This is a genomic window from Streptomyces chromofuscus, from assembly GCF_015160875.1.
Classification (GTDB): Bacteria; Actinomycetota; Actinomycetes; order Streptomycetales; family Streptomycetaceae; genus Streptomyces; species Streptomyces chromofuscus.
In genome coordinates, this window is record NZ_CP063374.1 from 4744784 (window position 1) to 4768955 (window position 24172).

39 protein-coding genes are annotated in these 24172 nt (G+C 67.3%); 34 read left to right on the plus strand and 5 right to left on the minus strand.

Annotated elements, in window-relative coordinates:
- Nucleotides 1-152: 152 nt before the first annotated feature.
- The 4 genes from IPT68_RS21450 to IPT68_RS21465 form a co-directional block, all read right to left on the minus strand.
- Nucleotides 153-890 (minus strand): ABC transporter ATP-binding protein, encoded by a 738-nt coding sequence (locus IPT68_RS21450; RefSeq protein WP_189700576.1) that lies wholly within the window; start codon nucleotides 888-890, stop codon nucleotides 153-155.
- Nucleotides 887-1474 (minus strand): hypothetical protein, encoded by a 588-nt coding sequence (locus IPT68_RS21455; RefSeq protein ID WP_189700575.1) that lies wholly within the window; start codon nucleotides 1472-1474, stop codon nucleotides 887-889. Before IPT68_RS21455 ends, IPT68_RS21450 begins: the two co-directional genes overlap by 4 nt.
- On the minus strand, nucleotides 1471-2745 hold the full coding sequence (locus IPT68_RS21460; RefSeq protein WP_189700574.1) for a DUF7224 domain-containing protein: 1275 nt from the start codon (nucleotides 2743-2745) through the stop codon (nucleotides 1471-1473). Before IPT68_RS21460 ends, IPT68_RS21455 begins: the two co-directional genes overlap by 4 nt.
- A gap of 82 nt (nucleotides 2746-2827) precedes the next feature.
- Nucleotides 2828-3280, minus strand: coding sequence for a hypothetical protein (locus IPT68_RS21465; RefSeq protein ID WP_189700573.1), 453 nt, complete (start codon nucleotides 3278-3280; stop codon nucleotides 2828-2830).
- 731 nt (nucleotides 3281-4011) lie between these two features.
- On the opposite strand from IPT68_RS21465, the gene rpsJ reads away from it, so the two are divergent.
- From rpsJ to truA, 31 genes are all read left to right on the plus strand, one after another.
- Nucleotides 4012-4320, plus strand: coding sequence for a 30S ribosomal protein S10 (rpsJ, locus tag IPT68_RS21470; protein ID WP_003948644.1), 309 nt, complete (start codon nucleotides 4012-4014; stop codon nucleotides 4318-4320).
- Nucleotides 4321-4337: 17 nt separating this feature from the next.
- Nucleotides 4338-4982 carry a 50S ribosomal protein L3 gene (gene rplC, locus IPT68_RS21475; RefSeq protein ID WP_014674369.1) on the plus strand — a complete coding sequence of 215 codons (645 nt, stop codon included), beginning with the start codon at nucleotides 4338-4340 and terminating at the stop codon, nucleotides 4980-4982.
- An 8-nt stretch (nucleotides 4983-4990) separates the two neighbouring features.
- Nucleotides 4991-5647 carry a 50S ribosomal protein L4 gene (rplD, locus tag IPT68_RS21480; RefSeq protein WP_189700572.1) on the plus strand — a complete coding sequence of 219 codons (657 nt, stop codon included), beginning with the start codon at nucleotides 4991-4993 and terminating at the stop codon, nucleotides 5645-5647.
- Nucleotides 5647-6066, plus strand: coding sequence for a 50S ribosomal protein L23 (gene rplW / locus IPT68_RS21485; protein WP_189700571.1), 420 nt, complete (start codon nucleotides 5647-5649; stop codon nucleotides 6064-6066). Before rplD ends, rplW begins: the two co-directional genes overlap by 1 nt.
- A gap of 38 nt (nucleotides 6067-6104) precedes the next feature.
- Entirely contained in the window at nucleotides 6105-6941 is an 837-nt protein-coding gene (gene rplB / locus IPT68_RS21490; RefSeq protein WP_053135624.1) for a 50S ribosomal protein L2, read from the plus strand.
- A 12-nt stretch (nucleotides 6942-6953) separates the two neighbouring features.
- A complete protein-coding gene (gene rpsS / locus IPT68_RS21495; protein ID WP_030233885.1) occupies nucleotides 6954-7235 on the plus strand; it encodes a 30S ribosomal protein S19 in 282 nt (93 codons plus the stop codon).
- A 43-nt stretch (nucleotides 7236-7278) separates the two neighbouring features.
- Complete coding sequence (gene rplV / locus IPT68_RS21500; RefSeq protein WP_019329637.1) at nucleotides 7279-7626, plus strand: 50S ribosomal protein L22; 348 nt, start codon at nucleotides 7279-7281, stop codon at nucleotides 7624-7626.
- Nucleotides 7626-8453, plus strand: a complete 828-nt coding sequence (gene rpsC, locus IPT68_RS21505) for a 30S ribosomal protein S3 (RefSeq protein ID WP_141309627.1) — start codon at nucleotides 7626-7628, stop codon at nucleotides 8451-8453. Before rplV ends, rpsC begins: the two co-directional genes overlap by 1 nt.
- 5 nt (nucleotides 8454-8458) lie before the next feature.
- The gene (rplP, locus tag IPT68_RS21510) at nucleotides 8459-8878 is read left to right on the plus strand and encodes a 50S ribosomal protein L16 (protein ID WP_029380975.1); all 420 of its coding nucleotides are present in this window, start codon (nucleotides 8459-8461) and stop codon (nucleotides 8876-8878) included.
- Complete coding sequence (gene rpmC / locus IPT68_RS21515) at nucleotides 8878-9102, plus strand: 50S ribosomal protein L29 (RefSeq protein WP_007494763.1); 225 nt, start codon at nucleotides 8878-8880, stop codon at nucleotides 9100-9102. The genes rplP and rpmC overlap by 1 nt, the downstream gene beginning before the upstream one ends.
- Nucleotides 9099-9386 (plus strand): 30S ribosomal protein S17, encoded by a 288-nt coding sequence (gene rpsQ / locus IPT68_RS21520; RefSeq protein WP_020941675.1) that lies wholly within the window; start codon nucleotides 9099-9101, stop codon nucleotides 9384-9386. Before rpmC ends, rpsQ begins: the two co-directional genes overlap by 4 nt.
- Nucleotides 9387-9515: 129 nt before the next feature.
- Nucleotides 9516-9884 carry a 50S ribosomal protein L14 gene (gene rplN, locus IPT68_RS21525; protein ID WP_003998823.1) on the plus strand — a complete coding sequence of 123 codons (369 nt, stop codon included), beginning with the start codon at nucleotides 9516-9518 and terminating at the stop codon, nucleotides 9882-9884.
- A 2-nt stretch (nucleotides 9885-9886) separates the two neighbouring features.
- Complete coding sequence (gene rplX / locus IPT68_RS21530) at nucleotides 9887-10210, plus strand: 50S ribosomal protein L24 (RefSeq protein WP_189700570.1); 324 nt, start codon at nucleotides 9887-9889, stop codon at nucleotides 10208-10210.
- Nucleotides 10210-10767 carry a 50S ribosomal protein L5 gene (gene rplE, locus IPT68_RS21535; protein ID WP_067283946.1) on the plus strand — a complete coding sequence of 186 codons (558 nt, stop codon included), beginning with the start codon at nucleotides 10210-10212 and terminating at the stop codon, nucleotides 10765-10767. The genes rplX and rplE overlap by 1 nt, the downstream gene beginning before the upstream one ends.
- Before the next feature lie 5 nt (nucleotides 10768-10772).
- Complete coding sequence (locus IPT68_RS21540) at nucleotides 10773-10958, plus strand: type Z 30S ribosomal protein S14 (RefSeq protein WP_003956452.1); 186 nt, start codon at nucleotides 10773-10775, stop codon at nucleotides 10956-10958.
- A gap of 210 nt (nucleotides 10959-11168) precedes the next feature.
- Complete coding sequence (gene rpsH, locus IPT68_RS21545; RefSeq protein WP_129799270.1) at nucleotides 11169-11567, plus strand: 30S ribosomal protein S8; 399 nt, start codon at nucleotides 11169-11171, stop codon at nucleotides 11565-11567.
- A gap of 24 nt (nucleotides 11568-11591) precedes the next feature.
- Nucleotides 11592-12131 (plus strand): 50S ribosomal protein L6, encoded by a 540-nt coding sequence (gene rplF / locus IPT68_RS21550; protein WP_189700569.1) that lies wholly within the window; start codon nucleotides 11592-11594, stop codon nucleotides 12129-12131.
- A gap of 3 nt (nucleotides 12132-12134) precedes the next feature.
- Nucleotides 12135-12518, plus strand: a complete 384-nt coding sequence (rplR, locus tag IPT68_RS21555; RefSeq protein WP_055632352.1) for a 50S ribosomal protein L18 — start codon at nucleotides 12135-12137, stop codon at nucleotides 12516-12518.
- Between the two features lie 38 nt (nucleotides 12519-12556).
- A complete protein-coding gene (gene rpsE / locus IPT68_RS21560) occupies nucleotides 12557-13162 on the plus strand; it encodes a 30S ribosomal protein S5 (protein WP_003998815.1) in 606 nt (201 codons plus the stop codon).
- Nucleotides 13163-13164: 2 nt separating this feature from the next.
- Nucleotides 13165-13347, plus strand: coding sequence for a 50S ribosomal protein L30 (rpmD, locus tag IPT68_RS21565; protein WP_003998814.1), 183 nt, complete (start codon nucleotides 13165-13167; stop codon nucleotides 13345-13347).
- Nucleotides 13348-13349: 2 nt separating this feature from the next.
- Nucleotides 13350-13805: a 50S ribosomal protein L15 gene (gene rplO, locus IPT68_RS21570; protein WP_189700568.1), complete on the plus strand. Its 456-nt coding sequence runs from the start codon at nucleotides 13350-13352 to the stop codon at nucleotides 13803-13805.
- A gap of 243 nt (nucleotides 13806-14048) precedes the next feature.
- Complete coding sequence (gene secY, locus IPT68_RS21575) at nucleotides 14049-15362, plus strand: preprotein translocase subunit SecY (protein ID WP_189700567.1); 1314 nt, start codon at nucleotides 14049-14051, stop codon at nucleotides 15360-15362.
- Nucleotides 15362-16024: an adenylate kinase gene (locus IPT68_RS21580; RefSeq protein WP_189700566.1), complete on the plus strand. Its 663-nt coding sequence runs from the start codon at nucleotides 15362-15364 to the stop codon at nucleotides 16022-16024. Before secY ends, IPT68_RS21580 begins: the two co-directional genes overlap by 1 nt.
- A 131-nt stretch (nucleotides 16025-16155) precedes the next feature.
- A complete protein-coding gene (map, locus tag IPT68_RS21585; protein WP_189700565.1) occupies nucleotides 16156-16992 on the plus strand; it encodes a type I methionyl aminopeptidase in 837 nt (278 codons plus the stop codon).
- A 254-nt stretch (nucleotides 16993-17246) separates the two neighbouring features.
- Nucleotides 17247-17468, plus strand: a complete 222-nt coding sequence (gene infA, locus IPT68_RS21590) for a translation initiation factor IF-1 (RefSeq protein ID WP_003948620.1) — start codon at nucleotides 17247-17249, stop codon at nucleotides 17466-17468.
- A gap of 59 nt (nucleotides 17469-17527) precedes the next feature.
- Nucleotides 17528-17641, plus strand: coding sequence for a 50S ribosomal protein L36 (gene rpmJ / locus IPT68_RS21595; RefSeq protein ID WP_003974245.1), 114 nt, complete (start codon nucleotides 17528-17530; stop codon nucleotides 17639-17641).
- A gap of 193 nt (nucleotides 17642-17834) precedes the next feature.
- Nucleotides 17835-18215 carry a 30S ribosomal protein S13 gene (gene rpsM, locus IPT68_RS21600; protein WP_189700564.1) on the plus strand — a complete coding sequence of 127 codons (381 nt, stop codon included), beginning with the start codon at nucleotides 17835-17837 and terminating at the stop codon, nucleotides 18213-18215.
- Between the two features lie 64 nt (nucleotides 18216-18279).
- On the plus strand, nucleotides 18280-18684 hold the full coding sequence (gene rpsK / locus IPT68_RS21605) for a 30S ribosomal protein S11 (protein ID WP_003956432.1): 405 nt from the start codon (nucleotides 18280-18282) through the stop codon (nucleotides 18682-18684).
- A 159-nt stretch (nucleotides 18685-18843) separates the two neighbouring features.
- On the plus strand, nucleotides 18844-19866 hold the full coding sequence (locus IPT68_RS21610) for a DNA-directed RNA polymerase subunit alpha (RefSeq protein WP_003966937.1): 1023 nt from the start codon (nucleotides 18844-18846) through the stop codon (nucleotides 19864-19866).
- A gap of 173 nt (nucleotides 19867-20039) precedes the next feature.
- Complete coding sequence (gene rplQ, locus IPT68_RS21615) at nucleotides 20040-20549, plus strand: 50S ribosomal protein L17 (RefSeq protein WP_189700563.1); 510 nt, start codon at nucleotides 20040-20042, stop codon at nucleotides 20547-20549.
- A gap of 82 nt (nucleotides 20550-20631) precedes the next feature.
- Nucleotides 20632-21486, plus strand: a complete 855-nt coding sequence (gene truA / locus IPT68_RS21620) for a tRNA pseudouridine(38-40) synthase TruA (protein ID WP_189700562.1) — start codon at nucleotides 20632-20634, stop codon at nucleotides 21484-21486.
- Nucleotides 21487-21550: 64 nt separating this feature from the next.
- On the opposite strand, the gene IPT68_RS21625 is transcribed toward truA, so the two are convergent.
- On the minus strand, nucleotides 21551-22432 hold the full coding sequence (locus tag IPT68_RS21625; protein ID WP_189700561.1) for a hypothetical protein: 882 nt from the start codon (nucleotides 22430-22432) through the stop codon (nucleotides 21551-21553).
- Between the two features lie 74 nt (nucleotides 22433-22506).
- Here IPT68_RS21625 and IPT68_RS21630 point away from each other — a divergent pair, with 74 nt between their 5' ends.
- From IPT68_RS21630 to rpsI, 3 genes are all read left to right on the plus strand, one after another.
- Nucleotides 22507-22755 (plus strand): hypothetical protein, encoded by a 249-nt coding sequence (locus IPT68_RS21630; RefSeq protein WP_189700560.1) that lies wholly within the window; start codon nucleotides 22507-22509, stop codon nucleotides 22753-22755.
- Nucleotides 22756-23017: 262 nt separating this feature from the next.
- Nucleotides 23018-23461, plus strand: a complete 444-nt coding sequence (gene rplM / locus IPT68_RS21635) for a 50S ribosomal protein L13 (RefSeq protein WP_189700559.1) — start codon at nucleotides 23018-23020, stop codon at nucleotides 23459-23461.
- 42 nt (nucleotides 23462-23503) lie between these two features.
- Nucleotides 23504-24016, plus strand: a complete 513-nt coding sequence (gene rpsI, locus IPT68_RS21640) for a 30S ribosomal protein S9 (RefSeq protein ID WP_129799256.1) — start codon at nucleotides 23504-23506, stop codon at nucleotides 24014-24016.
- The last annotated feature ends 156 nt before the right edge of the window (nucleotides 24017-24172 follow it).

Sequence of the window (24172 nt, forward strand, 5' to 3'; positions counted from 1 at the left end):
TGAGGCCTGCGAGGGCACCGATCCCGAGTCGACAGTTCGAGGCTGAGTACCGGACGGCGTCAAGGACAACGGACGCTGCGTGTGGACGGCTCCCTGATCGACATCGAGCGCCGGCTGTTCCGGGACGAAGGCGCGGAGCGGTCCGGTGCATGTCAGACGGAATGGACGAAGTGGGTGTAGGCGGCTTCCGCGAGGCGTCCGGTGGGGGTGCCGTCCGGTGCCTGGGAGAGGAAGCCGGTGGTGCCGCCGTCGTATCGGATGCGGCCGTCGGCGAGCACGGTGACGTGGTCGGCGTCCTCGGCGAGGTCGGCGACGTCGTGAGTGGACATCAGGACCCGTATCCCCTTCGTGGCGGCTGCCGCGGCGATGACGTCGCGGAAGACGCGGCGCTGGGTGGGGTCCATGCCGGCGGTGGGCTCGTCCAGGAGCAGGACGCGGCAGTCGTGGACGAGCGCCGCCGCGACGCCGAGCCGGCGGAGCTGCCCGCCGGAGAGCCTGGTGGCCTTCTTGTCGGCGTTCTCGGCCATGTTCACCAGGGCCAGGGCCTCGCGCGCCCGGGTCCAGGCGTCGGTGCGGTTCATGCCCTTCAGCCAGCCGGTGTAGGCGACCTGTTCACGGCAGGTCAGGCCGGGGGCCGCGGTGATGTGCTGCGGCATCCAGGAGACATGGCGGCGGTACGCGCGCTCGCCGGAGCCGACGCCCTCATAGGTGACGCGGCCGCTCTGGGGCGTGAGGACGGAGGTGGCCAGCTTGAGGGTGGTGGACTTCCCCGCTCCGTTGGGGCCGAGGAGGATCGTCACCCCTTCGGGGATCTGATAGGTGAAGTGGTCCAGCACAGGCCGGTTGCGGCGCTTGTAGCGGTAGGTGCAGTCGCTGAAGCGGACGGTCATGGAAGTCTCCTCGCGGTGATGTAGGTGGCTGCGAGGCCGGCGGCGATCGACAGCGCAGCCGTCGCCGTGGCGTGTCCGGTGCCGGGTGGCAGAGCAGTGACGGCCCACGAGTAGAAGCTGCTGCTGGTGCGGCGGCCGAGGAGGATGACGGCGAAGACCCAGCCCAGCGGAACGACGATTCCGGCCCGTCCGAGCACCGCGCGAGCGATGAGCATGAGCCCGGTCAGAAAGAGGGTGTTGCGCCCCGCCTGCAGCGTGGCCTCCGCCTCGGTGACGAGGCCGACCAGGCCCGTCGCGGCCAGCACTGCCGCCATCGAGGCGGCCGCCAGCAGGGTGTCCAGCCACGCGGTGCGGCGGATCCCGGTGAGCTCGGCGTACGGCTGCCGGGAATCCAGGCAGTGGGCCAGGGGACCCGCGACGATCAGTGGCAGGAAGAACGCCAGCGGTACCGTGTTGCCCGCGTTCACGCTGATCGCCGGGAGGATCACCTCCCCGTCCCGCACGGTGAGCAGGAGGAGCGTGTAGCCGGCCAGCGCGGCCGCGAGCACGGTCGGGGTGAGGCGTACCTTGAGCCACCAGATCACGCCGGGCGCCCCTCACAGGCCGCGGTCCTGGTCTTGGCGAACCACTGCTTCTGCTCGTCCGCAGAAAGCGTCGAGACCCGCTCGGCGGTGGTGACGGCCTGGTCGTACTGGGCGCGCGTGTAATAGGGGTCCTCGGCCGTGATGCGCTCGTAGGGGGTGATGTCGCCCAGCTTCTTCTCCAGCCAGAAGTGGATGGTGCGGGCGCGGTGGGGGTCCGCGTCGCATCCGAACCGCACGGCGCCGGTGACGATCGAGCGGGCGAGTACGCCCTTGTGGTGGGCGATGCCGAGCTGCATGTAGACCGTCTGCTCGGTGTTCCGCTGGGTGAAGCGGCCGTAGGCCATCTGGTCCTCCACCCGGCTGGGCAGGGAGTCCGTGAGGCCGTAGGTGGTGAGCACGCGGAACGCCTGGGCGACCTGGGCGTGCACCTCGGGCAGGTCATGCGCCCCTGCCTCGGGCAGGCACACCTCGGGCTCGGTGCCGTGGCAAGCGAGGGCGACGTGGGTGGTGAGGCTGGGGTTGTAGTTCCAGTCCTTGACGATGCTGTAGCCGGCCAGGGTGGGGGCGACCACCAGCGCGGCGGCGGCCAGGACGCGCACCACCGGCTTCCAGCGGGCCCACACCAGGGCCACAGCGCAGGCTACGCCGAGCGTCGGCATCATCTGGGCGGCGATGGACTCGAAGGTCGCGGACTCGCCGACGCCCAGGTGGGCGAAGTACTCGCCGGAGAGGTGCCGCAGGGAGAAGGGCTGCATGGCATGCGGATAGGCCACGAGGACGAAGACCCCGCAGGCGAGCACCGGGGCGGCGATCAGAGGCTTTGCGTGATGGCCGGCGGTGAAGCCGATCACCGCCCAGGCGACGGTGAGGACGCAGGTGAGCAGTAGCGGGGCCAGGCTGGCCGGGGTGGGCCAGGTCGGGCGTTCGATGAAAGCCCAGGCGACTGACGCGATGAACATCAGCCAGCCCACGGTGACCACGGGAGCCAGAGCCTGGGCGATCACCTGCCAGGTGGGCCGGTGGGCGGCGAGCTGCCAGGTACCCGCTTCACGCACGCGGGCCGCGGACCATGCTGCGAGCGCGGCGACCATGGCGTAGGTGGGAGCGGCCATGTACTCGATCGGACGCTGGACGAGCAGCGGAGCCCACGGGTAAGGGAAATAGTGGATCTGGTCGGCCGCTTCCTGTGTGTAGTACAGGACAGTGACGCCGACAGCGATCGGCAGGCACATGAACGCGGGAGACGTGCGGAAGACGGTCCGTATTCTCAAGTAGTGCTCTCCGGCAAAAGCAGGTGGTGCATGGAACCAGTCCTTCCATGCACCACCGCGGAACAGGGCGTGTGGCCGTTCGTCAGTCGGCCATCGAGGTGTCGACGTAGACCTCGGCGACGTTCAGCAGGCAGCAGGAGCCGCCCTGAGCGACCTTGTCGGCCTCGAACTGCAGCGTGTGCTCACCGGTGGGCACATTGGTCCACTCGCCGTTGGACCAGGAGGTGGAGCCGTTGAAGCAGTTGGTGAAGGTCTTGTTGCCGAGGTCGTCGTTGGGCGTCCAGGTGTCGACCTTCCACATCTTGACGACGACCTGATCCGTCGTGCCGTACTGGGCGAAGCAGCTGCGGAACTGGACCTGGCTGTAGGTGCCGGAGTCGGTCCACTCGCGGGAGCGGTCACCATCGGTCCAACTGGAGATGTAGCTCGACCAGTTCGCCGAAGCATTGGTGGCTGTGAAGCCGACGAGCGCCGCGGCGGCGGTGACGGTGACGGCGGCCTTTCTCCGGACGGCCTTGGTGGCACGGAGATGCATGGGGACCCTTCCCTTCGAAGGATGATCATGAATGGCCGACTCAAGGTAAGGAGAATGTGATCACACGTCAACGCCTCTATGAATAAGGCCTGTTGGGGTGGTGAACGAAGTGGGGCAGACCGGAGCGGGTCTTTCCACAGGCGCGTCCGCCGCGGGACGCAGCGCGCCGCCCGTCCACTGCATGACGGCGGGCATCTCGCCGCGTGTTCGGCTGTCCCGTGCCCGTTGTCGCCCTCGGCCAGGGGCCGGCCGGGGAGGGGGCGGAGGCCGTCACCGCGGTGGGAGCGGCACGCGTGCGGCGGACGCTCCCCGTCGCGGGTGACCTCGCGGACGCAAGTTTGACCTCCGTCACCCCCGGGGTATTCTCTCCGGCTCGATTGGCGTCGGCGCTGCCCCATATGGCAGACTGTCCGAGTTGCTCGGTCGAGTGTTGATGCTGCGCGCCTCCCGCCGGGAGGACCGGAAGCGAGTCCCACAGTACTCGTCGCCCCTGATCAGGGGCGGACGTACGGGAATCTTCCGGGAAGCGTGGGCGCGGCACCGGCCAGGCGCCCGGTGGGCCTCTCGCCCCCGGTTCACGGTTCCGGCAGGGCCGTGTCAATCCCGCAGGGATGTTCGAACAAGGGGCATCTGTGTCAGCGGGAGTGCGACACGCCCGACCGCGTGGGTCGGAGGAGAGGGCGGAAACGCCGGGTTCCGGAGCTGTAGAGAGACAGGACTACGAAGTAGCCATGGCGGGACAGAAGATCCGCATCCGGCTCAAGGCCTACGACCACGAGGTCATCGACAGCTCGGCGAAGAAGATCGTCGAGACGGTGACCCGCACTGGTGCGTCGGTCGCGGGCCCGGTGCCGCTGCCCACTGAGAAGAACGTGTACTGCGTCATCAAGTCGCCGCACAAGTACAAGGACTCGCGCGAGCACTTCGAGATGCGCACGCACAAGCGCCTGATCGACATCCTCGACCCGACCCCCAAGACCGTCGACTCTCTGATGCGACTCGACCTCCCGGCCGGTGTCGACATCGAGATCAAGCTCTGAGGCCGGTGATCTGAGAGATGGCTAAGCAGATCAAGGGCATCCTGGGCGAGAAGCTCGGTATGACGCAGGTGTGGGACGAGAACAACCGTGTCGTTCCGGTCACCGTCGTCAAGGCCGGGCCGAACGTCGTCACCCAGGTCCGCACGAACGACGTCGACGGCTACGAGTCCGTCCAGATCGCCTTCGGCGAGATCGACCCGCGCAAGGTGAACAAGCCCCTCAAGGGCCACTTCGCCAAGGCCGACGTCACCCCCCGTCGTCACCTCGTCGAGATCCGCACCGCGGACGCCTCCGAGTACACGCTGGGCCAGGAGATCACCGCCGAGGTGTTCGAGGCCGGCGTGAAGGTCGACGTGACCGGCAAGAGCAAGGGCAAGGGCTTCGCCGGTGTCATGAAGCGCCACAACTTCCGTGGCCTCGGCGCCGGACACGGCACCCAGCGCAAGCACCGCTCTCCCGGTTCCATCGGTGGCTGCGCCACCCCGGGCCGTGTGTTCAAGGGCCTCCGCATGGCGGGTCGCATGGGCAACGAGCGGGTCACCACCCAGAACCTGACCGTCCACGCCGTTGACGCGGAGAAGGGTCTGCTGCTCATCAAGGGCGCGGTTCCCGGTCCGAACGGCGGCCTCGTCCTGGTCCGCACCGCGGCCAAGGGGGCCTGAGGTAACCGATGAGCACTGTTGACATCCTTTCGCCGGCGGGCGACAAGGCCGGTTCCGTCGAGCTCCCCGCGGAGATCTTCGGCGTTGAGAAGGTCAGCATTCCGCTGATCCACCAGGTCGTCGTCGCGCAGCTGGCCGCTGCCCGTCAGGGCACGCACAAGACCAAGACCCGTGGCGAGGTCCGCGGCGGTGGCAAGAAGCCGTACCGCCAGAAGGGCACCGGTCGCGCCCGTCAGGGTTCGACCCGCGCGCCGCAGTTCGCCGGTGGTGGCGTCGTGCACGGTCCCGTGCCGCGCGACTACTCGCAGCGGACCCCGAAGAAGATGAAGGCTGCCGCCCTGCGTCACGCCCTCACCGACCGGGCCCGCCACAACCGCATCCACGTCGTCTCCGGCGTCGTCGAGGGCGAGAACCCGTCGACGAAGGCCGCCCGGACGCTGTTCGGCAAGATCTCGGAGCGCAAGAACCTGCTCCTGGTCGTCGACCGCGCCGACGAGGCCGCGTGGCTGTCCGCCCGCAACCTGCCCCAGGTCCACATCCTGGAGCCGGGCCAGCTGAACACGTACGACGTTCTCGTCTCGGACGACGTGGTCTTCACCCAGGCCGCTTTCGAGTCCTTCGTGTCGGGCCCGAAGGCCGATGACACCGAAGGGAGCGAGGTCTGATGGCTATCCGTCACCCCGCCATTGCCTCGAAGGCCGCCAAGGCCGCCAAGGCCGCCCGCGTCGCCAAGGCGCGTCGCCACGCCGCCGAGGGCAAGAACACCGTCGTCACCCCGGCGAGCAAGGCGTACACGGACCCCCGTGACGTCCTGATCAAGCCGGTCGTGTCCGAGAAGAGCTACGCGCTGCTCGACGAGAACAAGTACACGTTCGTCGTCGCGCCGGGCTCCAACAAGACCCAGATCAAGGAGGCCGTGCAGGCGGTCTTCCAGGTCAAGGTCACCGGGGTCAACACGATCAACCGCCAGGGCAAGCGCAAGCGGACCCGCACCGGCTTCGGCCAGCGCGCGGCGACCAAGCGCGCGATCGTGACCCTCGCCGAGGGCGACCGTATCGACATCTTCGGCGGTCCGACCGCGTAAGCGGGTCGGATCGTCCGATATCGGACGAGGACTGAGAAATGGGAATCCGCAAGTACAAGCCGACTACGCCGGGCCGCCGTGGCTCCAGCGTCGCCGACTTCGTCGAGGTCACGCGGTCCACGCCGGAGAAGTCGCTGGTCCGTCCCCTGCACAGCAAGGGCGGCCGTAACAATTCCGGTCGTGTGACCGTTCGCCACCAGGGTGGCGGGCACAAGCGCGCCTACCGCGTGATCGACTTCCGTCGTCACGACAAGGACGGCGTGCCGGCGAAGGTCGCGCACATCGAGTACGACCCCAACCGCACCGCGCGCATCGCGCTGCTGCACTACGCCGACGGCGAGAAGCGCTACATCCTCGCCCCGCGCAACCTGCAGCAGGGTGACCGCGTCGAGAACGGTCCCGGGGCCGACATCAAGCCGGGCAACAACCTGGCCCTCCGCAACATCCCGGTCGGTACCACGATCCACGCGATCGAGCTCCGTCCCGGTGGCGGTGCCAAGTTCGCCCGCTCCGCCGGTGCCTCCGTGCAGCTGCTCGCGAAGGAGGGCTCGATGGCCCACCTGCGCATGCCGTCCGGAGAGATCCGCCTGGTCGACGTGCGCTGCCGTGCCACCGTCGGCGAGGTCGGCAACGCCGAGCAGTCGAACATCAACTGGGGTAAGGCCGGCCGCAAGCGCTGGCTGGGCGTTCGCCCGACCGTGCGTGGTGTGGTCATGAACCCGGTCGACCACCCGCACGGTGGTGGTGAGGGCCGTACCTCCGGTGGCCGCCACCCGGTCTCCCCGTGGGGCAAGAAGGAAGGCCGTACTCGTTCGCCCAAGAAGGCGTCGAACAAGTACATCGTCCGCCGCCGCAAGACGAACAAGAAGCGCTAAGGACGGGTTGAGATGCCTCGTAGCTTGAAGAAGGGGCCCTTCGTCGACGACCACCTGATGAAGAAGGTGGACGCCCAGAACGAAGCCGGCACCAAGAACGTCATCAAGACCTGGTCCCGTCGCTCGATGATCGTGCCGGCCATGCTCGGCCACACGCTCGCGGTGCACAACGGCAAGACCCACATCCCGGTGTTCGTCACCGAGTCGATGGTCGGCCACAAGCTCGGCGAGTTCTCGCCGACGCGCACCTTCCGGGGTCACGTCAAGGAAGACCGGAAGTCGAAGCGCCGCTAGCAGCGGATCGCACTCAGACACGTAAGTAACTGAAGGGACAACCATGGAAGCCAGGGCCCAGGCGCGGTACATCCGCGTCACGCCCATGAAGGCCCGCCGCGTGGTGGACCTCATCCGTGGCATGGACGCCACGGAGGCCCAGGCTGTTCTGCGATTCGCTCCGCAGGCAGCCTCCGTGCCGGTCGGCAAGGTGCTCGACAGCGCCATCGCCAACGCCGCGCACAACTACGACCACACCGACGCCGACAGCCTCTACATCTCCGAGGCCTACGTCGACGAGGGCCCGACTCTGAAGCGGTTCCGTCCGCGTGCCCAGGGCCGTGCCTACCGGATCCGCAAGCGGACCAGCCACATCACCGTGGTCGTCAGCAGCAAGGAAGGAACCCGGTAATGGGCCAGAAGGTAAACCCGCACGGGTTCCGGCTCGGTGTCACCACGGACTTCAAGTCCCGGTGGTACGCCGACAAGCTGTACAAGGACTACGTCAAGGAAGACGTCGCCATCCGTCGGATGATGACGTCCGGCATGGAGCGCGCCGGCATCTCCAAGGTGGAGATCGAGCGCACCCGTGACCGCGTCCGCGTGGACATCCACACCGCTCGCCCGGGCATCGTCATCGGCCGCCGCGGCGCCGAGGCCGACCGCATCCGCGGTGACCTGGAGAAGCTGACCGGCAAGCAGGTCCAGCTGAACATCCTCGAGGTCAAGAACCCGGAGACGGACGCTCAGCTGGTGGCCCAGGCCGTCGCCGAGCAGCTGTCCTCCCGCGTCTCCTTCCGCCGTGCCATGCGCAAGAGCATGCAGTCGGCGATGAAGGCGGGCGCCAAGGGCATCAAGATCCAGTGCGGTGGCCGTCTCGGCGGCGCCGAGATGTCCCGCTCGGAGTTCTACCGCGAGGGCCGTGTGCCCCTGCACACGCTCCGCGCGAACGTGGACTACGGCTTCTTCGAGGCCAAGACGACCTTCGGCCGCATCGGTGTGAAGGTCTGGATCTACAAGGGCGACGTCAAGAACATCGCCGAGGTCCGCGCCGAGAACGCTGCCGCCCGTGCGGGTAACCGCCCGGCCCGCGGTGGCGCAGGCGACCGCCCGGCCCGTGGTGGCCGTGGTGGCGAGCGGCGCGGTCGCAAGCCGCAGCAGGCTGCCGGTGCCGAGGCCCCCAAGGCCGAGGCGCCCGCGGCTGCCGCTCCGGCTGAGAGCACCGGAACGGAGGCCTGACCGACATGCTGATCCCCCGTAGGGTCAAGCACCGCAAGCAGCACCACCCGAAGCGCAACGGTATGTCCAAGGGTGGGACGCAGGTTGCGTTCGGCGAGTACGGTATCCAGGCGCTGACCCCGGCGTACGTGACGAACCGTCAGATCGAGGCGGCTCGTATCGCCATGACCCGTCACATCAAGCGTGGCGGCAAGGTCTGGATCAACATCTACCCGGACCGTCCGCTCACGAAGAAGCCGGCCGAGACCCGCATGGGTTCCGGTAAGGGTTCCCCGGAGTGGTGGGTCGCCAACGTCAAGCCCGGACGCGTGATGTTCGAGCTGTCGTACCCCAACGAGAAGATCGCCCGTGAGGCGCTGACTCGTGCCGCCCACAAGCTGCCGATGAAGTGCCGGATCGTCAAGCGCGAGGCAGGTGAAGCGTGATGTCGGCCGGTACCAAGGCGTCCGAGCTGCGCGAGCTGGGCAACGAGGAGCTTCTGGCGAAGCTCCGCGAGGCCAAGGAAGAGCTGTTCAACCTCCGCTTCCAGGCGGCGACGGGTCAGCTCGAAAACCACGGTCGGCTGAAGGCCGTCCGTAAGGACATCGCGCGGATCTACACCCTGATGCGCGAGCGCGAGCTGGGCATCGAAACGGTGGAGAACGCATGAGCGAGAACAACGTGACTGAGCAGAACACCGAGGCGCGCGGCTTCCGCAAGACCCGCGAGGGTCTCGTCGTCAGCGACAAGATGGACAAGACCGTCGTCGTCGCCGTCGAGGACCGCGTCAAGCACGCGCTGTACGGCAAGGTCATCCGCCGTACGAACAAGCTCAAGGCGCACGACGAGCAGAACGCCGCGGGTGTCGGCGACCGCGTCCTCCTGATGGAGACCCGGCCGCTGTCCGCGACGAAGCGCTGGCGCGTCGTCGAGATCCTCGAGAAGGCCAAGTAGGTAATTCCCGCAAGGGAATTCCAAACAGTACGTGCCTGCGGGGCATTCCTCGCAGGACAGTTCCGCCAGGCTCCGGGGGCCGTTCACCGAACGGCCCCCGGGGAACCGGCAGACAATCAGGAGATAGACGTGATCCAGCAGGAGTCGCGACTGCGTGTCGCCGACAACACTGGTGCGAAGGAAATCCTTTGCATCCGTGTGCTCGGTGGCTCCGGTCGCCGCTACGCGGGCATCGGTGACGTCATCGTCGCCACCGTCAAGGACGCGATCCCCGGTGGCAACGTGAAGAAGGGTGACGTCGTCAAGGCGGTCATCGTTCGCACCGTCAAGGAGCGCCGCCGTCCGGACGGCTCGTACATCCGCTTCGACGAGAACGCCGCCGTCATTCTGAAGAACGACGGCGACCCTCGCGGCACCCGTATCTTCGGCCCCGTCGGCCGTGAGCTGCGCGAGAAGAAGTTCATGAAGATCATCTCGCTCGCGCCGGAGGTGCTGTAAGCATGAAGATCAAGAAGGGTGACCTGGTCCAGGTCATCACCGGCAAGGACAAGGGCAAGCAGGGCAAGGTCATTGCTGCTTTCCCGCGCGAGGAGCGCGTCCTGGTCGAGGGTGTCAACCGGGTCAAGAAGCACACCAAGGCCGGTCCGACGGCCGGTGGTTCGCAGGCCGGCGGCATCGTGACCACCGAGGCCCCGATCCACGTGTCCAACGTCCAGCTCGTCGTCGAGAAGGACGGCAAGAAGGTCGTGACCCGCGTCGGCTACCGCTTCGACGAAGAGGGCAACAAGATCCGCGTTGCCAAGCGGACGGGTGAGGACATCTGATGGCTACCACCACCACTCCGCGTCTGAAGACGAAGTACCGCGAGGAAATCGTCGGCAAGCTGCGTGACGAGTTCAAGTACGAGAACGTCATGCAGGTTCCGGGCCTCGTCAAGATCGTGGTCAACATGGGTGTGGGCGACGCCGCCCGCGACTCCAAGCTGATCGAGGGGGCCATCCGCGACCTCACCACGATCACCGGTCAGAAGCCGGCCGTCACCAAGGCCCGCAAGTCCATCGCGCAGTTCAAGCTGCGTGAGGGCCAGCCGATCGGTGCCCACGTCACGCTCCGTGGCGACCGCATGTGGGAGTTCCTGGACCGCACCCTGTCGCTCGCGCTGCCGCGCATCCGCGACTTCCGCGGCCTGTCCCCCAAGCAGTTCGACGGCCGTGGCAACTACACCTTCGGTCTCACGGAGCAGGTCATGTTCCACGAGATCGACCAGGACAAGATCGACCGCGTCCGGGGTATGGACATCACCGTGGTCACCACGGCGACCAACGACGCTGAGGGCCGCGCGCTCCTTCGTCACCTCGGCTTCCCGTTCAAGGAGGCGTGAGCGAGATGGCGAAGAAGGCTCTGATTGCCAAGGCTGCTCGCAAGCCCAAGTTCGGTGTGCGCGCGTACACCCGCTGCCAGCGCTGCGGCCGTCCGCACTCCGTGTACCGCAAGTTCGGCCTGTGCCGCGTGTGCCTTCGTGAGATGGCTCACCGTGGCGAGCTGCCGGGCGTGACCAAGAGCTCCTGGTAATCCCTGTAAGAGGGGATTCCTGAAGCTCTCGGTAAGCATCTGGGTCGGCAGGGGCCCTTCTCCGCATGCCTTAGGCTTGTGGGGTTGGGCGTCTGCCGCCCGTACGACTTACTACGCCGTAGGTCCACCGCGCCGCACCCGTCCCGTCTCGGATCGGGGAGAGGGATGGCGCACCAGGAAACCCCGGCGAGAGAGGCCGAAGGCCAATTCATGACCATGACTGATCCGATCGCAGACATGCTTACGCGTCTGCGGAACGCGAACTCGGCGTACCACGACACCGTGGCGATGCCGCACTCGAAGATCAAGTCGCACATCGCGGAGATCCTCCAGCAGGAGGGCTTCATCACGGGCTGGCGCGTCGAGGACGCCGAGGTCGGCAAGAACCTCGTCCTGGAGCTGAAGTTCGGCCCCAACCGTGAGCGCTCCATCGCGGGCATCAAGCGGATCTCCAAGCCCGGTCTCCGGGTGTACGCGAAGTCCACCAACCTGCCGAAGGTGCTCGGCGGGCTCGGCGTGGCGATCATCTCCACGTCCCACGGGCTCCTCACCGACAAGCAGGCCGGCAAGAAGGGCGTAGGCGGAGAAGTTCTCGCCTACGTCTGGTAACGGAAGGGAACGGAGGAAACAGCTATGTCGCGCATCGGCAAGCTCCCCATCGCGGTTCCCGCCGGCGTGGACGTCACCATCGACGGCCGCACGGTCAAGGTCAAGGGCCCCAAGGGCGAACTGACCCACACCGTCTCGGCGCCGATCGAGATCGTCAAGGGTGAGGACGGCGTCCTGAACGTCACCCGCCCGAACGACGAGCGTCAGAACAAGGCCCTGCACGGCCTGTCCCGCACGCTGGTGGCGAACATGATCACCGGCGTGACCCAGGGTTACGTGAAGAAGCTCGAGATCAGTGGTGTCGGTTACCGCGTGACCGCCAAGGGCTCGAACCTGGAGTTCGCGCTCGGCTACAGCCACCCGATCGTGGTCGAGGCCCCCGAGGGCATCACCTTCAAGGTGGAGAACCCGACCCGTTTCTCGGTCGAGGGCATCGACAAGCAGAAGGTCGGCGAGGTTGCGGCCAACATCCGCAAGCTGCGCAAGCCCGACCCGTACAAGGCCAAGGGCGTCAAGTACGAGGGCGAAGTCATCCGCCGCAAGGTCGGAAAGGCGGGTAAGTAAGCCATGGCATACGGACAGAAGATCCTGAAGGGCGACGCCTACAAGCGCGCCGCGATCAAGCGCCGTCACATCCGGATCCGCAAGCGGATCTCCGGTACGGCGGAGCGTCCCCGTCTGGTCGTTACCCGCTCGAACCGCCACATCGTGGCCCAGGTGATCGACGACATCAAGGGTCACACCCTGGCGTCGGCGTCCACCCTGGACACCTCGGTCCGCGGTGGCGAGGGCGACAAGTCCGCGCAGGCCAAGCAGGTCGGCGCCCTGGTCGCCGAGCGTGCCAAGGCCGCCGGTGTCGAGGCCGTCGTGTTCGACCGTGGTGGCAACCAGTACGCCGGGCGCATCGCCGCCCTGGCGGACGCCGCCCGCGAAGCCGGCTTGAAGTTCTGAGCCGTTCGTAGCTAGCGGAAAAGAGAGAGGTAAATCCAATGGCTGGACCCCAGCGCCGCGGTGGCGGTGCCGGTGGCGGCGAGCGGCGGGACCGGAAGGGCCGTGACGGCGGCGCAGCTGCCGCCGAGAAGACCGCGTACGTTGAGCGCGTCGTCGCGATCAACCGCGTCGCCAAGGTTGTGAAGGGTGGTCGTCGCTTCAGCTTCACCGCGCTGGTCGTGGTGGGCGACGGTGACGGCACCGTGGGTGTCGGATACGGCAAGGCCAAGGAGGTGCCGGCCGCCATCGCCAAGGGCGTTGAGGAGGCCAAGAAGCACTTCTTCAAGGTCCCGCGGATCCAGGGCACCATTCCGCACCCCATCCAGGGTGAGAAGGCTGCCGGCGTCGTGCTGCTCAAGCCCGCGTCCCCGGGTACCGGTGTTATCGCCGGTGGTCCGGTGCGTGCCGTGCTCGAGTGCGCCGGTATCCACGACGTGCTGTCGAAGTCGCTCGGCTCCGACAACGCGATCAACATCGTGCACGCGACCGTGGAGGCCCTGAAGGGTCTGCAGCGTCCCGAGGAGATCGCGGCCCGCCGTGGTCTGCCGCTCGAGGACGTCGCCCCCGCGGCTCTGCTCCGTGCGCGTGCCGGGGTGGGTGCGTAATCATGGCGCAGCTCAAGATCACGCAGGTCAAGTCCTACATCGGCAGCAAGCAGAACCACCGTGACACCCTGCGGTCGCTTGGTCTCAAGGGGATCAACACCGTGGTCGTCAAGGAGGACCGCCCCGAGTTCCGCGGCATGGTGCACACCGTCCGCCACCTCGTGACGGTCGAGGAGGTCGACTGATCATGGCGGAGCAGAACCCGCTGAAGATCCACAACCTCCGTCCCGCCCCGGGCGCCAAGACCGCCAAGACCCGTGTGGGTCGTGGTGAGGCGTCGAAGGGTAAGACGGCCGGTCGTGGTACCAAGGGCACCAAGGCCCGCTACCAGGTTCCGGAGCGCTTCGAGGGTGGCCAGATGCCGCTCCACATGCGCCTCCCGAAGCTGAAGGGCTTCAAGAACCCGTTCAAGACCGAGTACCAGGTCGTGAACCTCGAGAAGCTGGCCGCGCTCTACCCCGAGGGTGGCGAGGTCACGGTCGAGGGCCTCGTGGCCAAGGGTGCCGTGCGCAAGAACAGCCTCGTCAAGGTCCTCGGCCAGGGCGAGATCTCCGTGGCGCTGCAGGTGACGGTCGACGCCGTTTCCGGCTCCGCCAAGGAGAAGATCACCGCCGCCGGCGGTACCGTCACCGAGCTCGTCTGAACACTTCAGGCGTCTCGATGACTTGAGCGATCCCGACCGGGGATACCCCACAAATGGGGTATCCCCGGTTGGTCGTTCCAAGGGTGGCAGTCCCGCGGGTAAGGTGACCTGCACTGCCAACTTTCACAGCTGCCGCACCTCGGGCACTTTGAGCGGCAGTTGACCGTTACCCATGTCGTTGTTCTATTGGAACCTCAAGACCGTCACCCTTGACGCAGATGCGCGGGGGTCGCAGGAGGCACCGTGCTCACCGCGTTCGCCCGGGCGTTCAAGACGCCCGACCTGCGCAAGAAGCTGCTCTTCACGCTCGGCATCATCGTGGTGTACCGGATCGGCACGCACATCCCGATTCCGGGCGTCGACTACCAGAACGTCCAGACCTGTATCGACGTTGCCAAGGGCAACCAGGGTCTGTTCGGTCTGGTCAACATGTTCAGCGGCGGCGCCCTGCTCCAGATCACGATCTTCGCGCTCGGCATCATGCCGTACATCACCGCGAGCATCATCCTGCAACTCCTGACGGTGGTGATCCCGCGCCTCGAAGCCCTCAAGAAGGAGGGCCAGGCCGGTACGGCGAAGATCACGCAGTACACCCGCTACCTGACCGTGGCGCTCGCCATCCTCCAGGGCACCGGCCTCGTCGCCACCGCCCGCAGCGGCGCCCTCTTCTCCGGCTGCCCGGTGGCCGGCCAGATCGTCCCGGACCAGTCGATCTTCGTCACCATCACCATGGTCATCGTGATGACCGCCGGTACGGCCGTCGTGATGTGGCTCGGCGAGCTCATCACCGACCGCGGCATCGGCAACGGCATGTCGATCCTGATGTTCATCTCGATCGCCGCGACCTTCCCGGCCGCCCTGTGGGCCATCAAGGAGCAGGGCAGCCTGGCCGACGGCTGGATCGAGTTCGGCACGGTCATCCTCGTCGGCCTGTTCATGGTCGGCCTGGTGGTCTTCGTCGAGCAGGCCCAGCGCCGTATTCCGGTGCAGTACGCCAAGCGCATGATCGGCCGTCGTGCCTACGGCGGTACGTCCACGTACATTCCGCTCAAGGTGAACCAGGCGGGTGTGATCCCCGTCATCTTCGCCTCGTCGCTGCTCTACATCCCGGCACTGATCGCGCAGTTCTCCAGTGGTAGCTCGAGCTGGAAGACCTGGATCGAGGCCCATCTCGTCCAGGGCGACGATCCGATTTACATCGCTCTGTACTTCTTGCTCATTGTCTTCTTCGCGTTCTTCTACGTGGCGATCTCCTTCAACCCCGAGGAAGTCGCGGACAACATGAAGAAGTATGGTGGCTTCATCCCGGGCATCCGGGCTGGCCGACCGACCGCTGAGTACCTGAGCTACGTACTCAACCGGATCACCTGGCCGGGTTCGCTGTACCTGGGTCTGATCGCTCTCGTTCCGACAATGGCGTTGGTTGGTTTCGGGGCAAACCAGAACTTCCCGTTCGGCGGTACCAGCATCCTGATCATCGTGGGTGTCGGTCTCGAGACGGTGAAGCAGATCGAGAGCCAGCTCCAGCAGCGCAATTACGAAGGGTTCCTCCGCTGATGCGAATCGTCCTCGTCGGGCCGCCGGGCGCCGGTAAGGGTACGCAGGCCACGCGCCTTGCCGAGAAGCTGTCGATCCCGCACATCTCCACGGGCGACCTGTTCCGCGCCAACATCAGTCGGCAGACGGAGCTCGGCAAGCTGGCGAAGTCGTACATGGACGCCGGCAACCTGGTGCCGGACGAGGTCACCATCGCCATGGCGAAGGACCGTATGGAGCAGCCGGACGCCGCGAACGGCTTCCTGCTGGACGGCTTCCCGCGCAACGTCTCGCAGGCCGAGGCGCTGGACGAGCTGCTGCGGACCGAGGGCATCCAGCTGGACGCGGTGCTGGACCTGGAGGCCCCCGAGGACGAGGTCGTCAAGCGGATCGCCGGTCGGCGGATCTGCCGCAAGGACTCGGCGCACGTGTTCCACGTGACGTACAGCGCGCCGAAGCAGCAGGGCGTCTGCGACGTCTGCGGCGGTGAGCTGTACCAGCGCGACGACGACTCCGAGGAGACGGTGCGCAAGCGGCTGGAGGTCTACCACACGCAGACCGAGCCGATCATCGACTACTACAAGGCCCAGGGGCTCGTCGTGACCATCTCCGCGATGGGTGCGGTGAGCGAGGTCACGGGCCGGGCGCTGGAGGCGCTCAAGCGCGAGGACTACGCCGAGTAGTCATGCGTACGCAGTCGGCGGCCGCGGTCCCTTGAAGGGGCCGCGGCCGCTGCGTGGAGTGGGCCGGTGCGGTGGCCCCGTATCGTGGAAGCAGTCCGTCCCTTCCCGGTCCAAGAAAGGCCGTCGTCCTCATGGTGCAGATCAAGAGTCCCGAGCAGATCGCCAAGATGCGTGAGGCCGGGTTGGTCGTCGCCGCCATCCACGCGGCCACGCGTGCGGCCGCGGTGCCCGGGGCCAGTACGAAGGATCTGGACGAGGTCGCGCGGAAGGTGCTCGCGGAGCACGGGGCGAAGTCGAACTTCCTGGGGTACGGCGGTTTCCCCGCGACGATCTGCACCTCGGTCAACGAGGTCGTCGTCCACGGCATCCCCTCCGAGGACGTCGTGCTGAAGGACGGGGACGTCATCTCCGTCGACGCCGGCGCGATCGTCGACGGCTGGCACGGCGACGCCGCCTACACGGCCTTCGTCGGCTCCGGTCACGCCCCTGAGCTGCTCGAGCTCTCCCGGGTGACCGAGGAGTCGATGTGGGCGGGCATCGCGGCCGTGAAGCAGGGCAATCGGCTCGTCGACATCTCCCGGGCCATCGAGACGTACATCCGCCGCCAGCCGAAGCCCGGCGGCGGCCGCTACGGGATCATCGAGGACTACGGCGGCCACGGCATCGGCACCGAGATGCACATGGACCCGCACCTGCTGAACTACGTCGACCGGCGCCGGGGCAAGGGCCCGAAGCTGGTGCCCGGTTTCTGCCTCGCCATCGAGCCGATGGTGTCGCTGGGCACGCCGAAGACCCAGGTCCTCCGGGACGACTGGACGGTGATCACCACCGACCGCACGTGGTCGTCGCACTGGGAGCACTCGGTGGCGTTGACCGAGCAGGGGCCCCTGGTGCTGACGGCTCCGGACGGCGGCAGGGCGAAGCTGGCGGAGTACGGCGTGACGACGGCCCCCGACCCCCTCGCCTGACGACGGCCTCGGCCCGCGACCGCCGGTCGGAGGCGGGCGCAGCCGCTCGAAGCCCGTGAGGCGCCCACAGCGGCGTCGAGGAGCGGCCTACGGCCCCCGACCCCCTCGCATGATGATCTCGCGGGTGGGGCAGACTGCCTCGATTCGTGTTTCCGGGTGCGCTGACGTAGACTGACTCGTCGGCTCCAGTGCACCCGCATGTCTGCATGCGCTCACACTGAGTCGATCAAGGTAGTCGATTCGAAGGGCGAAGCGTGGCCAAGAAGCAAGGTGCCATCGAGATCGAGGGCACTGTCGTCGAGTCTCTTCCGAACGCCATGTTCAAGGTCGAGCTCCAGAACGGCCACCAGGTCCTGGCACACATCAGCGGCAAGATGCGTATGCACTACATCCGCATCCTCCCTGACGACCGGGTCGTGGTGGAGCTGTCTCCGTACGACCTGACGCGTGGCCGGATCGTCTACCGGTACAAGTAGATCTTGCCCGCGCCCCGGTTCCGCCGGGGTGATGGCACTGACCCGGAGAACCTCACCCCATGAAGGTCAAGCCGAGCGTCAAGAAGATCTGCGACAAGTGCAGGGTGATCCGCCGTCACGGCCGGGTCATGGTCATCTGCGACAACCCGCGCCACAAGCAGCGCCAGGGCTGACCGCACGACCTCTCCCTCTGCACCGCTATCGCAGAGATTCGCGCGACGCGAGCTGAATTTGTTCATACGCAGGGCCCGAGCCCCATCGCGGCTCGACACCCCCGGTCGGAGGCCGGGGACCCAGTCCGTACCTGATACGGCGGCTGGGAACCGGTCCTGCGGAAGACCTCCGAAGATCACCAGGAGCCATTGAATGGCACGCGTTTCCGGTGTCGACATCCCGCGCGAAAAGCGCGTGGAGATCGCCCTCACGTACGTGTTCGGCATCGGCCGGACTCTCTCGCAGCAGACGCTGGCTGCCACGGGCATCGACCCGAACACCCGCGTCCGTGACCTCAGCGAAGAGCAGCTGGTCGCGATCCGCGAGTACGTCGACAACAACATCAAGACCGAGGGTGACCTCCGTCGCGAGATCCAGGCCGACATCCGCCGCAAGGTCGAGATCGGTACCTACCAGGGTCTCCGTCACCGTCGTGGTCTGCCCGTCCGCGGTCAGCGCACCAGCACGAACGCCCGTACCCGCAAGGGCCCGCGTCGCGCCATCGCCGGCAAGAAGAAGCCGGGCAAGAAGTAGTCCGCAGCGGACCACCGTCCACGGTCTTCGCTGTAGGACCGACCACCTCCGTAGGAGTTAAGAGATGCCCCCCAAGGGACGTCAGGGCGCTGCCAAGAAGGTGCGCCGCAAGGAAAAGAAGAACGTCGCTCACGGCCACGCGCACATCAAGAGCACGTTCAACAACACGATCGTCTCCATCACGGACCCGTCCGGCAACGTGATCTCCTGGGCCTCCGCCGGCCACGTCGGCTTCAAGGGCTCCCGGAAGTCCACGCCGTTCGCCGCGCAGATGGCCGCCGAGTCGGCCGCCCGCCGCGCCCAGGAGCACGGCATGCGCAAGGTCGACGTGTTCGTCAAGGGCCCGGGTTCCGGTCGTGAGACCGCCATCCGTTCGCTCCAGGCGACCGGTCTCGAGGTGGGCTCCATCCAGGACGTCACCCCGACCCCGCACAACGGCTGCCGTCCGCCCAAGCGCCGCCGCGTCTGACGCGAGGCTGCTTCGCGCAGACTGTGGTTCCGGGCGGTACGGCCCCATAAAAGGGCCGTATCGCCCGTACCCTTGCAGTACCCGCCTCTTCTTCGTCGGGGGCGGTTCAAGTCGGGCGTCAAATAGCGGGCGCCCACGACTGAAGGATCTGATCCACACATGCTGATCGCTCAGCGTCCCTCGTTGACCGAAGAGGTCGTCGACGAGTTCCGCTCCCGGTTCGTGATCGAGCCGCTGGAGCCGGGCTTCGGCTATACCCTCGGCAACTCCCTCCGCCGGACCCTCCTCTCCTCGATCCCGGGTGCGGCGGTCACGTCCATCCGCATCGACGGCGTGCTGCACGAGTTCACCACCGTGCCGGGCGTCAAGGAGGACGTCACCGACCTGATCCTCAACATCAAGCAGCTGGTCGTCTCCTCGGAGCACGACGAGCCGGTCGTGATGTACCTGCGCAAGCAGGGCCCGGGTCTGGTCACCGCCGCCGACATCGCGCCCCCGGCCGGTGTCGAGGTGCACAACCCCGACCTCGTCCTCGCCACGCTCAACGGCAAGGGCAAGCTGGAGATGGAGCTGACGGTCGAGCGTGGCCGCGGTTACGTCTCCGCCGTGCAGAACAAGCAGGTGGGCCAGGAGATCGGCCGTATCCCGGTCGACTCCATCTACTCGCCGGTGCTCAAGGTCACGTACAAGGTCGAGGCCACGCGTGTCGAGCAGCGCACCGACTTCGACAAGCTGATCGTCGACGTCGAGACCAAGCAGGCCATGCGGCCGCGCGACGCCATGGCGTCCGCCGGTAAGACGCTGGTCGAGCTGTTCGGCCTCGCGCGTGAGCTGAACATCGACGCCGAGGGCATCGACATGGGTCCGTCCCCGACGGACGCCGCCCTCGCCGCCGACCTTGCGCTGCCGATCGAGGAGCTGGAGCTCACCGTTCGGTCGTACAACTGCCTCAAGCGTGAGGGCATCCACTCCGTGGGTGAGCTCGTCGCGCGTTCCGAGGCCGACCTGCTCGACATCCGCAACTTCGGTGCGAAGTCGATCGACGAGGTCAAGGCGAAGCTGGCCGGCATGGGCCTGGCCCTGAAGGACAGCCCGCCCGGATTCGACCCGACCGCCGCCGCCGACGCCTTCGGCGCGGACGACGACGCGGACGCCGGATTCGTGGAGACCGAGCAGTACTGATCGGTCTTCGGCTGCGGACCGGCTGTGGCCGGTCGCGCAGTTCCCCGCGCCCCTCAGGGGGCGCGGGCCCTTCCGGGCGCTGTGAAGCGACCGGATCTCCGACAGGCGACCGCCTGCTCGGATACTGACCTCGGTACCTGATACGGCCGGGGCAGACACACAGGAGAAGAACCATGCCGAAGCCCACCAAGGGTGCCCGTCTGGGCGGCAGCGCCGCGCACGAGAAGCTGCTCCTCGCGAACCTCGCGAAGTCGCTCTTCGAGCACGGCAAGATCACCACGACCGAGGCGAAGGCCCGCCGCCTGCGCCCGTACGCCGAGCGTCTGATCACCAAGGCGAAGAAGGGCGACCTTCACAACCGCCGTCAGGTGCTCCAGGTCATCACGGACAAGGGCGTCGTCCACACGCTCTTCACCGAGATCGGCCCGCGCTACGAGAACCGTCCGGGTGGCTACACCCGCATCACCAAGATCGGCAACCGCCGTGGCGACAACGCGCCCATGGCTGTCATCGAGCTGGTCGAGGCGCTGACGGTCGCGCAGCAGGCGACGGGTGAGGCCGAGGCCGCGACGAAGCGTGCCGCCAAGGACGCGGAGGCCGCCGAGGCTGCTGAGGCCAAGGTCGACACGACCAAGGCCGAGGACGCCGCCGAGGCTCCGGCCGAGGAGTCGAAGGACGCCTGAGCGTTCTGCCCCTTCAGGGCGTTGGCGGGCCCGTTCCTTTCGAGGAGCGGGCCCGCTCTCGTGTTGCTGAGAGGATCTGTACGTGAGTGATGAAGCAGCGCCCGGTTACGTGCGTGTCCGTCTCGACCTGTCGTACGACGGGGGCGACTTCCACGGCTGGGCCAAGCAGGCCGGTGGGAAGCGGACCGTGCAGGGTGAGATCGAGGACGCGCTGCGGACGGTGACCCGGTCCCGGGAGACCTATGAGCTGACGGTCGCGGGGCGGACCGACGCCGGGGTGCACGCGCGGGGCCAGGTCGCGCATGTCGATCTGCCGCGGGAGGTATGGGCGGAGCAGAACGGGAAGCTGCTCAAGCGGCTCGCCGGGCGGCTGCCCAGGGACGTGCGGGTGTGGGCCCTGCGGGAGGCTCCGGTCGGCTTCAACGCGCGCTTCTCGGCGGTCTGGCGGCGGTACGCCTACCGCGTCACCGACAACCCCGGCGGGGTCGACCCGCTGCTGCGGGGCCACGTGCTCTGGCACGACTGGCCGCTCGACGTCGACGCGATGAACGAGGCGGCCCGACGGCTCCTGGGGGAGCACGACTTCGCCGCCTACTGCAAGAAGCGGGAGGGCGCCACGACCATCCGGACGCTGCAGGAACTGAGCCTCGTGCGCGGCGATGACGGCATCGTCACCGCGACCGTGCGGGCCGACGCCTTCTGCCACAACATGGTGCGCTCGCTGATCGGCGCGCTGCTGTTCGTGGGGGACGGGCACCGCCCGCCGGACTGGCCGGGCAAGGTGCTCGCCGCCGGCGTACGGGACTCGGCGGTGCATGTCGTACGGCCGCACGGGCTGACGCTCGAGGAGGTCGGCTACCCGGCGGACGACCGGCTGGCCGCGCGCAACAAGGAGGCCCGTAACAGGCGGTCGCTGCCGACCGCGGGCTGCTGCTGACGGGCGCTCCCCGTCACCGGCGCCGGTGCGGCCCTGCCGGGGCCGGTGACGCCGGCCCGGCGTCCTACTCGTTCGCCGCCGCCGACGCCTGGGCCTCGCCGCGCCGGCGGATCTGACGGAAGGTGAACTCCGCCAGGTCGTCGCCGGTGGAGAAGACCGCCGTGTCCTTGGGGGTCACGTCGTTGCCGTTGGTGAAGCCGGCCAGGGTGAAGTAGGCGTAGCGGCCGTAGGAGTTGGTCGTGGAGCGGCAGACGGCGGCGTTGCAGAACGCCTTGACGCCGCCCCCGGACAGGGACTCCACGATGCTCTTGCTGTCCGCCTGCTTCTTGGCCTTCGCCGCCTGGGCCTCGGTGTCGAAGACGGCCACGCCGACCGTCACCGCGATGCCGTCCTTGGTGTAGGAGACACGCAGCACACGGGTGCAGCCGTTGGCGGTGAGGACCTTGGGAAGCGTGCCCGCGGCGGCCGAGGCGCAGTTCTTGGTGTCGGCCGTCGGGCCCTTCTTGTAGACGGTCTCGCCCATGGTCAGCTGGGTGCCGGGAAAGAGGCCGGTCGCGCTGAGCGGGGCGGTGTCCTTGGTCTTGCTGGAGACGAAGTCCTTCGGATCCAGCGGCGGCGGGGCGCTGGTCGGCGCGAAGGACGGCTCCGGGCCGGTGGACTCGCCCGGGATGTCGGCGGTCGCGGGCAGCCGGGAGGCCGGATTGTTCGAGGCCTGGCTGTTGCCGTTCGCGGACACGACGGCCACCGCCACGGCGGTGCCGACCGCGACGGTCGCGAGCGCGCCGCCGCCGATGAACAGCAGCCGGCGTCGCTTGTGGCGCGCCTCGGACGCCTCGGCGAGCGCGGCCCAGTCCGGTGTCTGGTCGCTGCCGCTGTTCCAGGGCTGCTGCGAATGCGGTTTCCAGGGATCCCACTGAGACTGGGGTCCCCCCTGCCCATAGCTCATGGGGCGCAGTTTAGACGGGCCGAGGGGTGTGCTGGTCCGTCTCAACGAGCCCTGGAAGCCCTAGCGTTCGCTCCATGAGCACGGGCAAATACGGCATCTGTGGGTGGTTGGTACGAAGGGTCGCGGGCGGCCTGTGGGGGGTGCTCGTCGAGATCGCGGTGGGCGTGGCGCTCTCCGGGACGCGGGTGGCGGGGCCCTCGTACGATCTTCTGCTGCTGGTCGTGCCGCGTTGCTGCTCGGCGCGGGCGCGTTGGCGCGTGCGGCGGGCGCTCACGTTCTGTGTGGTGGCCGTGGCCGTGCGGGGCGGGCGGACGAGGCTGTGACCGGCGGCCGTAAGATGGGGCGCGCAACGGGCTTCCCGGCCGTCGTCCACCCGTTTTGACCGTGTGGACACGCCACGGGTATCCTGCTTGTTCGTTGTGTATTGGCTTGCTCATTCTCACGGGACGGGCCCTTACACCGGTCCACCGGGCCGATGACCAGCGACCAGCACGCGGTTTGCGTCACCGCAGTGCGGTCAGGGCTGTCGTGATCGTTTCGGTGACCTTGTCTAGGACCATTCACTCGAAGCGAAGGCTACGAACCGTGCGTACGTACAGCCCCAAGCCCGGCGATGTGACGCGCCAGTGGCACGTCATCGACGCTCAGGACGTCGTCCTGGGTCGACTCGCCACCACTGCCGCCACCCTCCTCCGGGGCAAGCACAAGCCGATCTACGCGCCGCACGTCGACGCTGGTGACTTCGTCATCATCATCAACGCCGACAAGGTGCACCTCTCCGGCAACAAGCGGACCCAGAAGATGGCGTACCGCCACTCCGGTTACCCGGGTGGTCTGCGCTCCGTCCGTTACGACGAGCTGCTCGACAAGAACCCCGAGAAGGCCATCGAGAAGGCCGTCAAGGGCATGCTCCCCAAGAACACCCTGGGCCGTCAGATGCTCACGAAGCTGAAGGTCTACCGCGGCGCGAACCACCCCCACGCTGCCCAGCAGCCGGTTCCGTTCGAGATCACCCAGGTCGCGCAGTAAGTCCGGCCACCCCCTAAGACCGAAGAGAATCTGAGGAGAATCGTGGCCGAGACCACTGCCGAGCAGCCGCTCGAAGAGCTTGACATCGACAGCTACACCACCGAGTCCGAGGTTCCCGTCGAGGGCGAGTACACCTCGGAGTCCATGGCCTCCCGCTTCGGCGAGCCCCAGCCGGCCGCCGGCCTGGGCCGCCGCAAGAACGCCATTGCCCGCGTCCGGATCGTTCCGGGCTCCGGCAAGTGGAAGATCAACGGTCGCACCCTCGAGGACTACTTCCCGAACAAGGTGCACCAGCAGGAGGTCAACGAGCCCTTCAAGGTGCTCGAGCTCGAGGGCCGCTACGACGTCATCGCCCGTATCGCCGGTGGCGGCGTCTCCGGTCAGGCCGGTGCGCTCCGTCTCGGTGTCGCCCGTGCGCTGAACGAGGCCGACGTCGACAACAACCGCGGTCCGCTGAAGAAGGCGGGCTTCCTGCGCCGCGACGACCGTGCGGTCGAGCGCAAGAAGGCCGGTCTGAAGAAGGCCCGCAAGGCTCCGCAGTACAGCAAGCGCTAAGCGCGGGCTGCACTCCGAACGCCCCGACGGCACGCCATGGTGCCGCCGGGGCGTTCGTTTATCACAGACACAGGCGTATAACGGCACAAGACGCTCAAAGTCTTGTGTGATCGGATGGTCAGGCATCGAATGCCTGAGACACGGAAGCCGCATGCG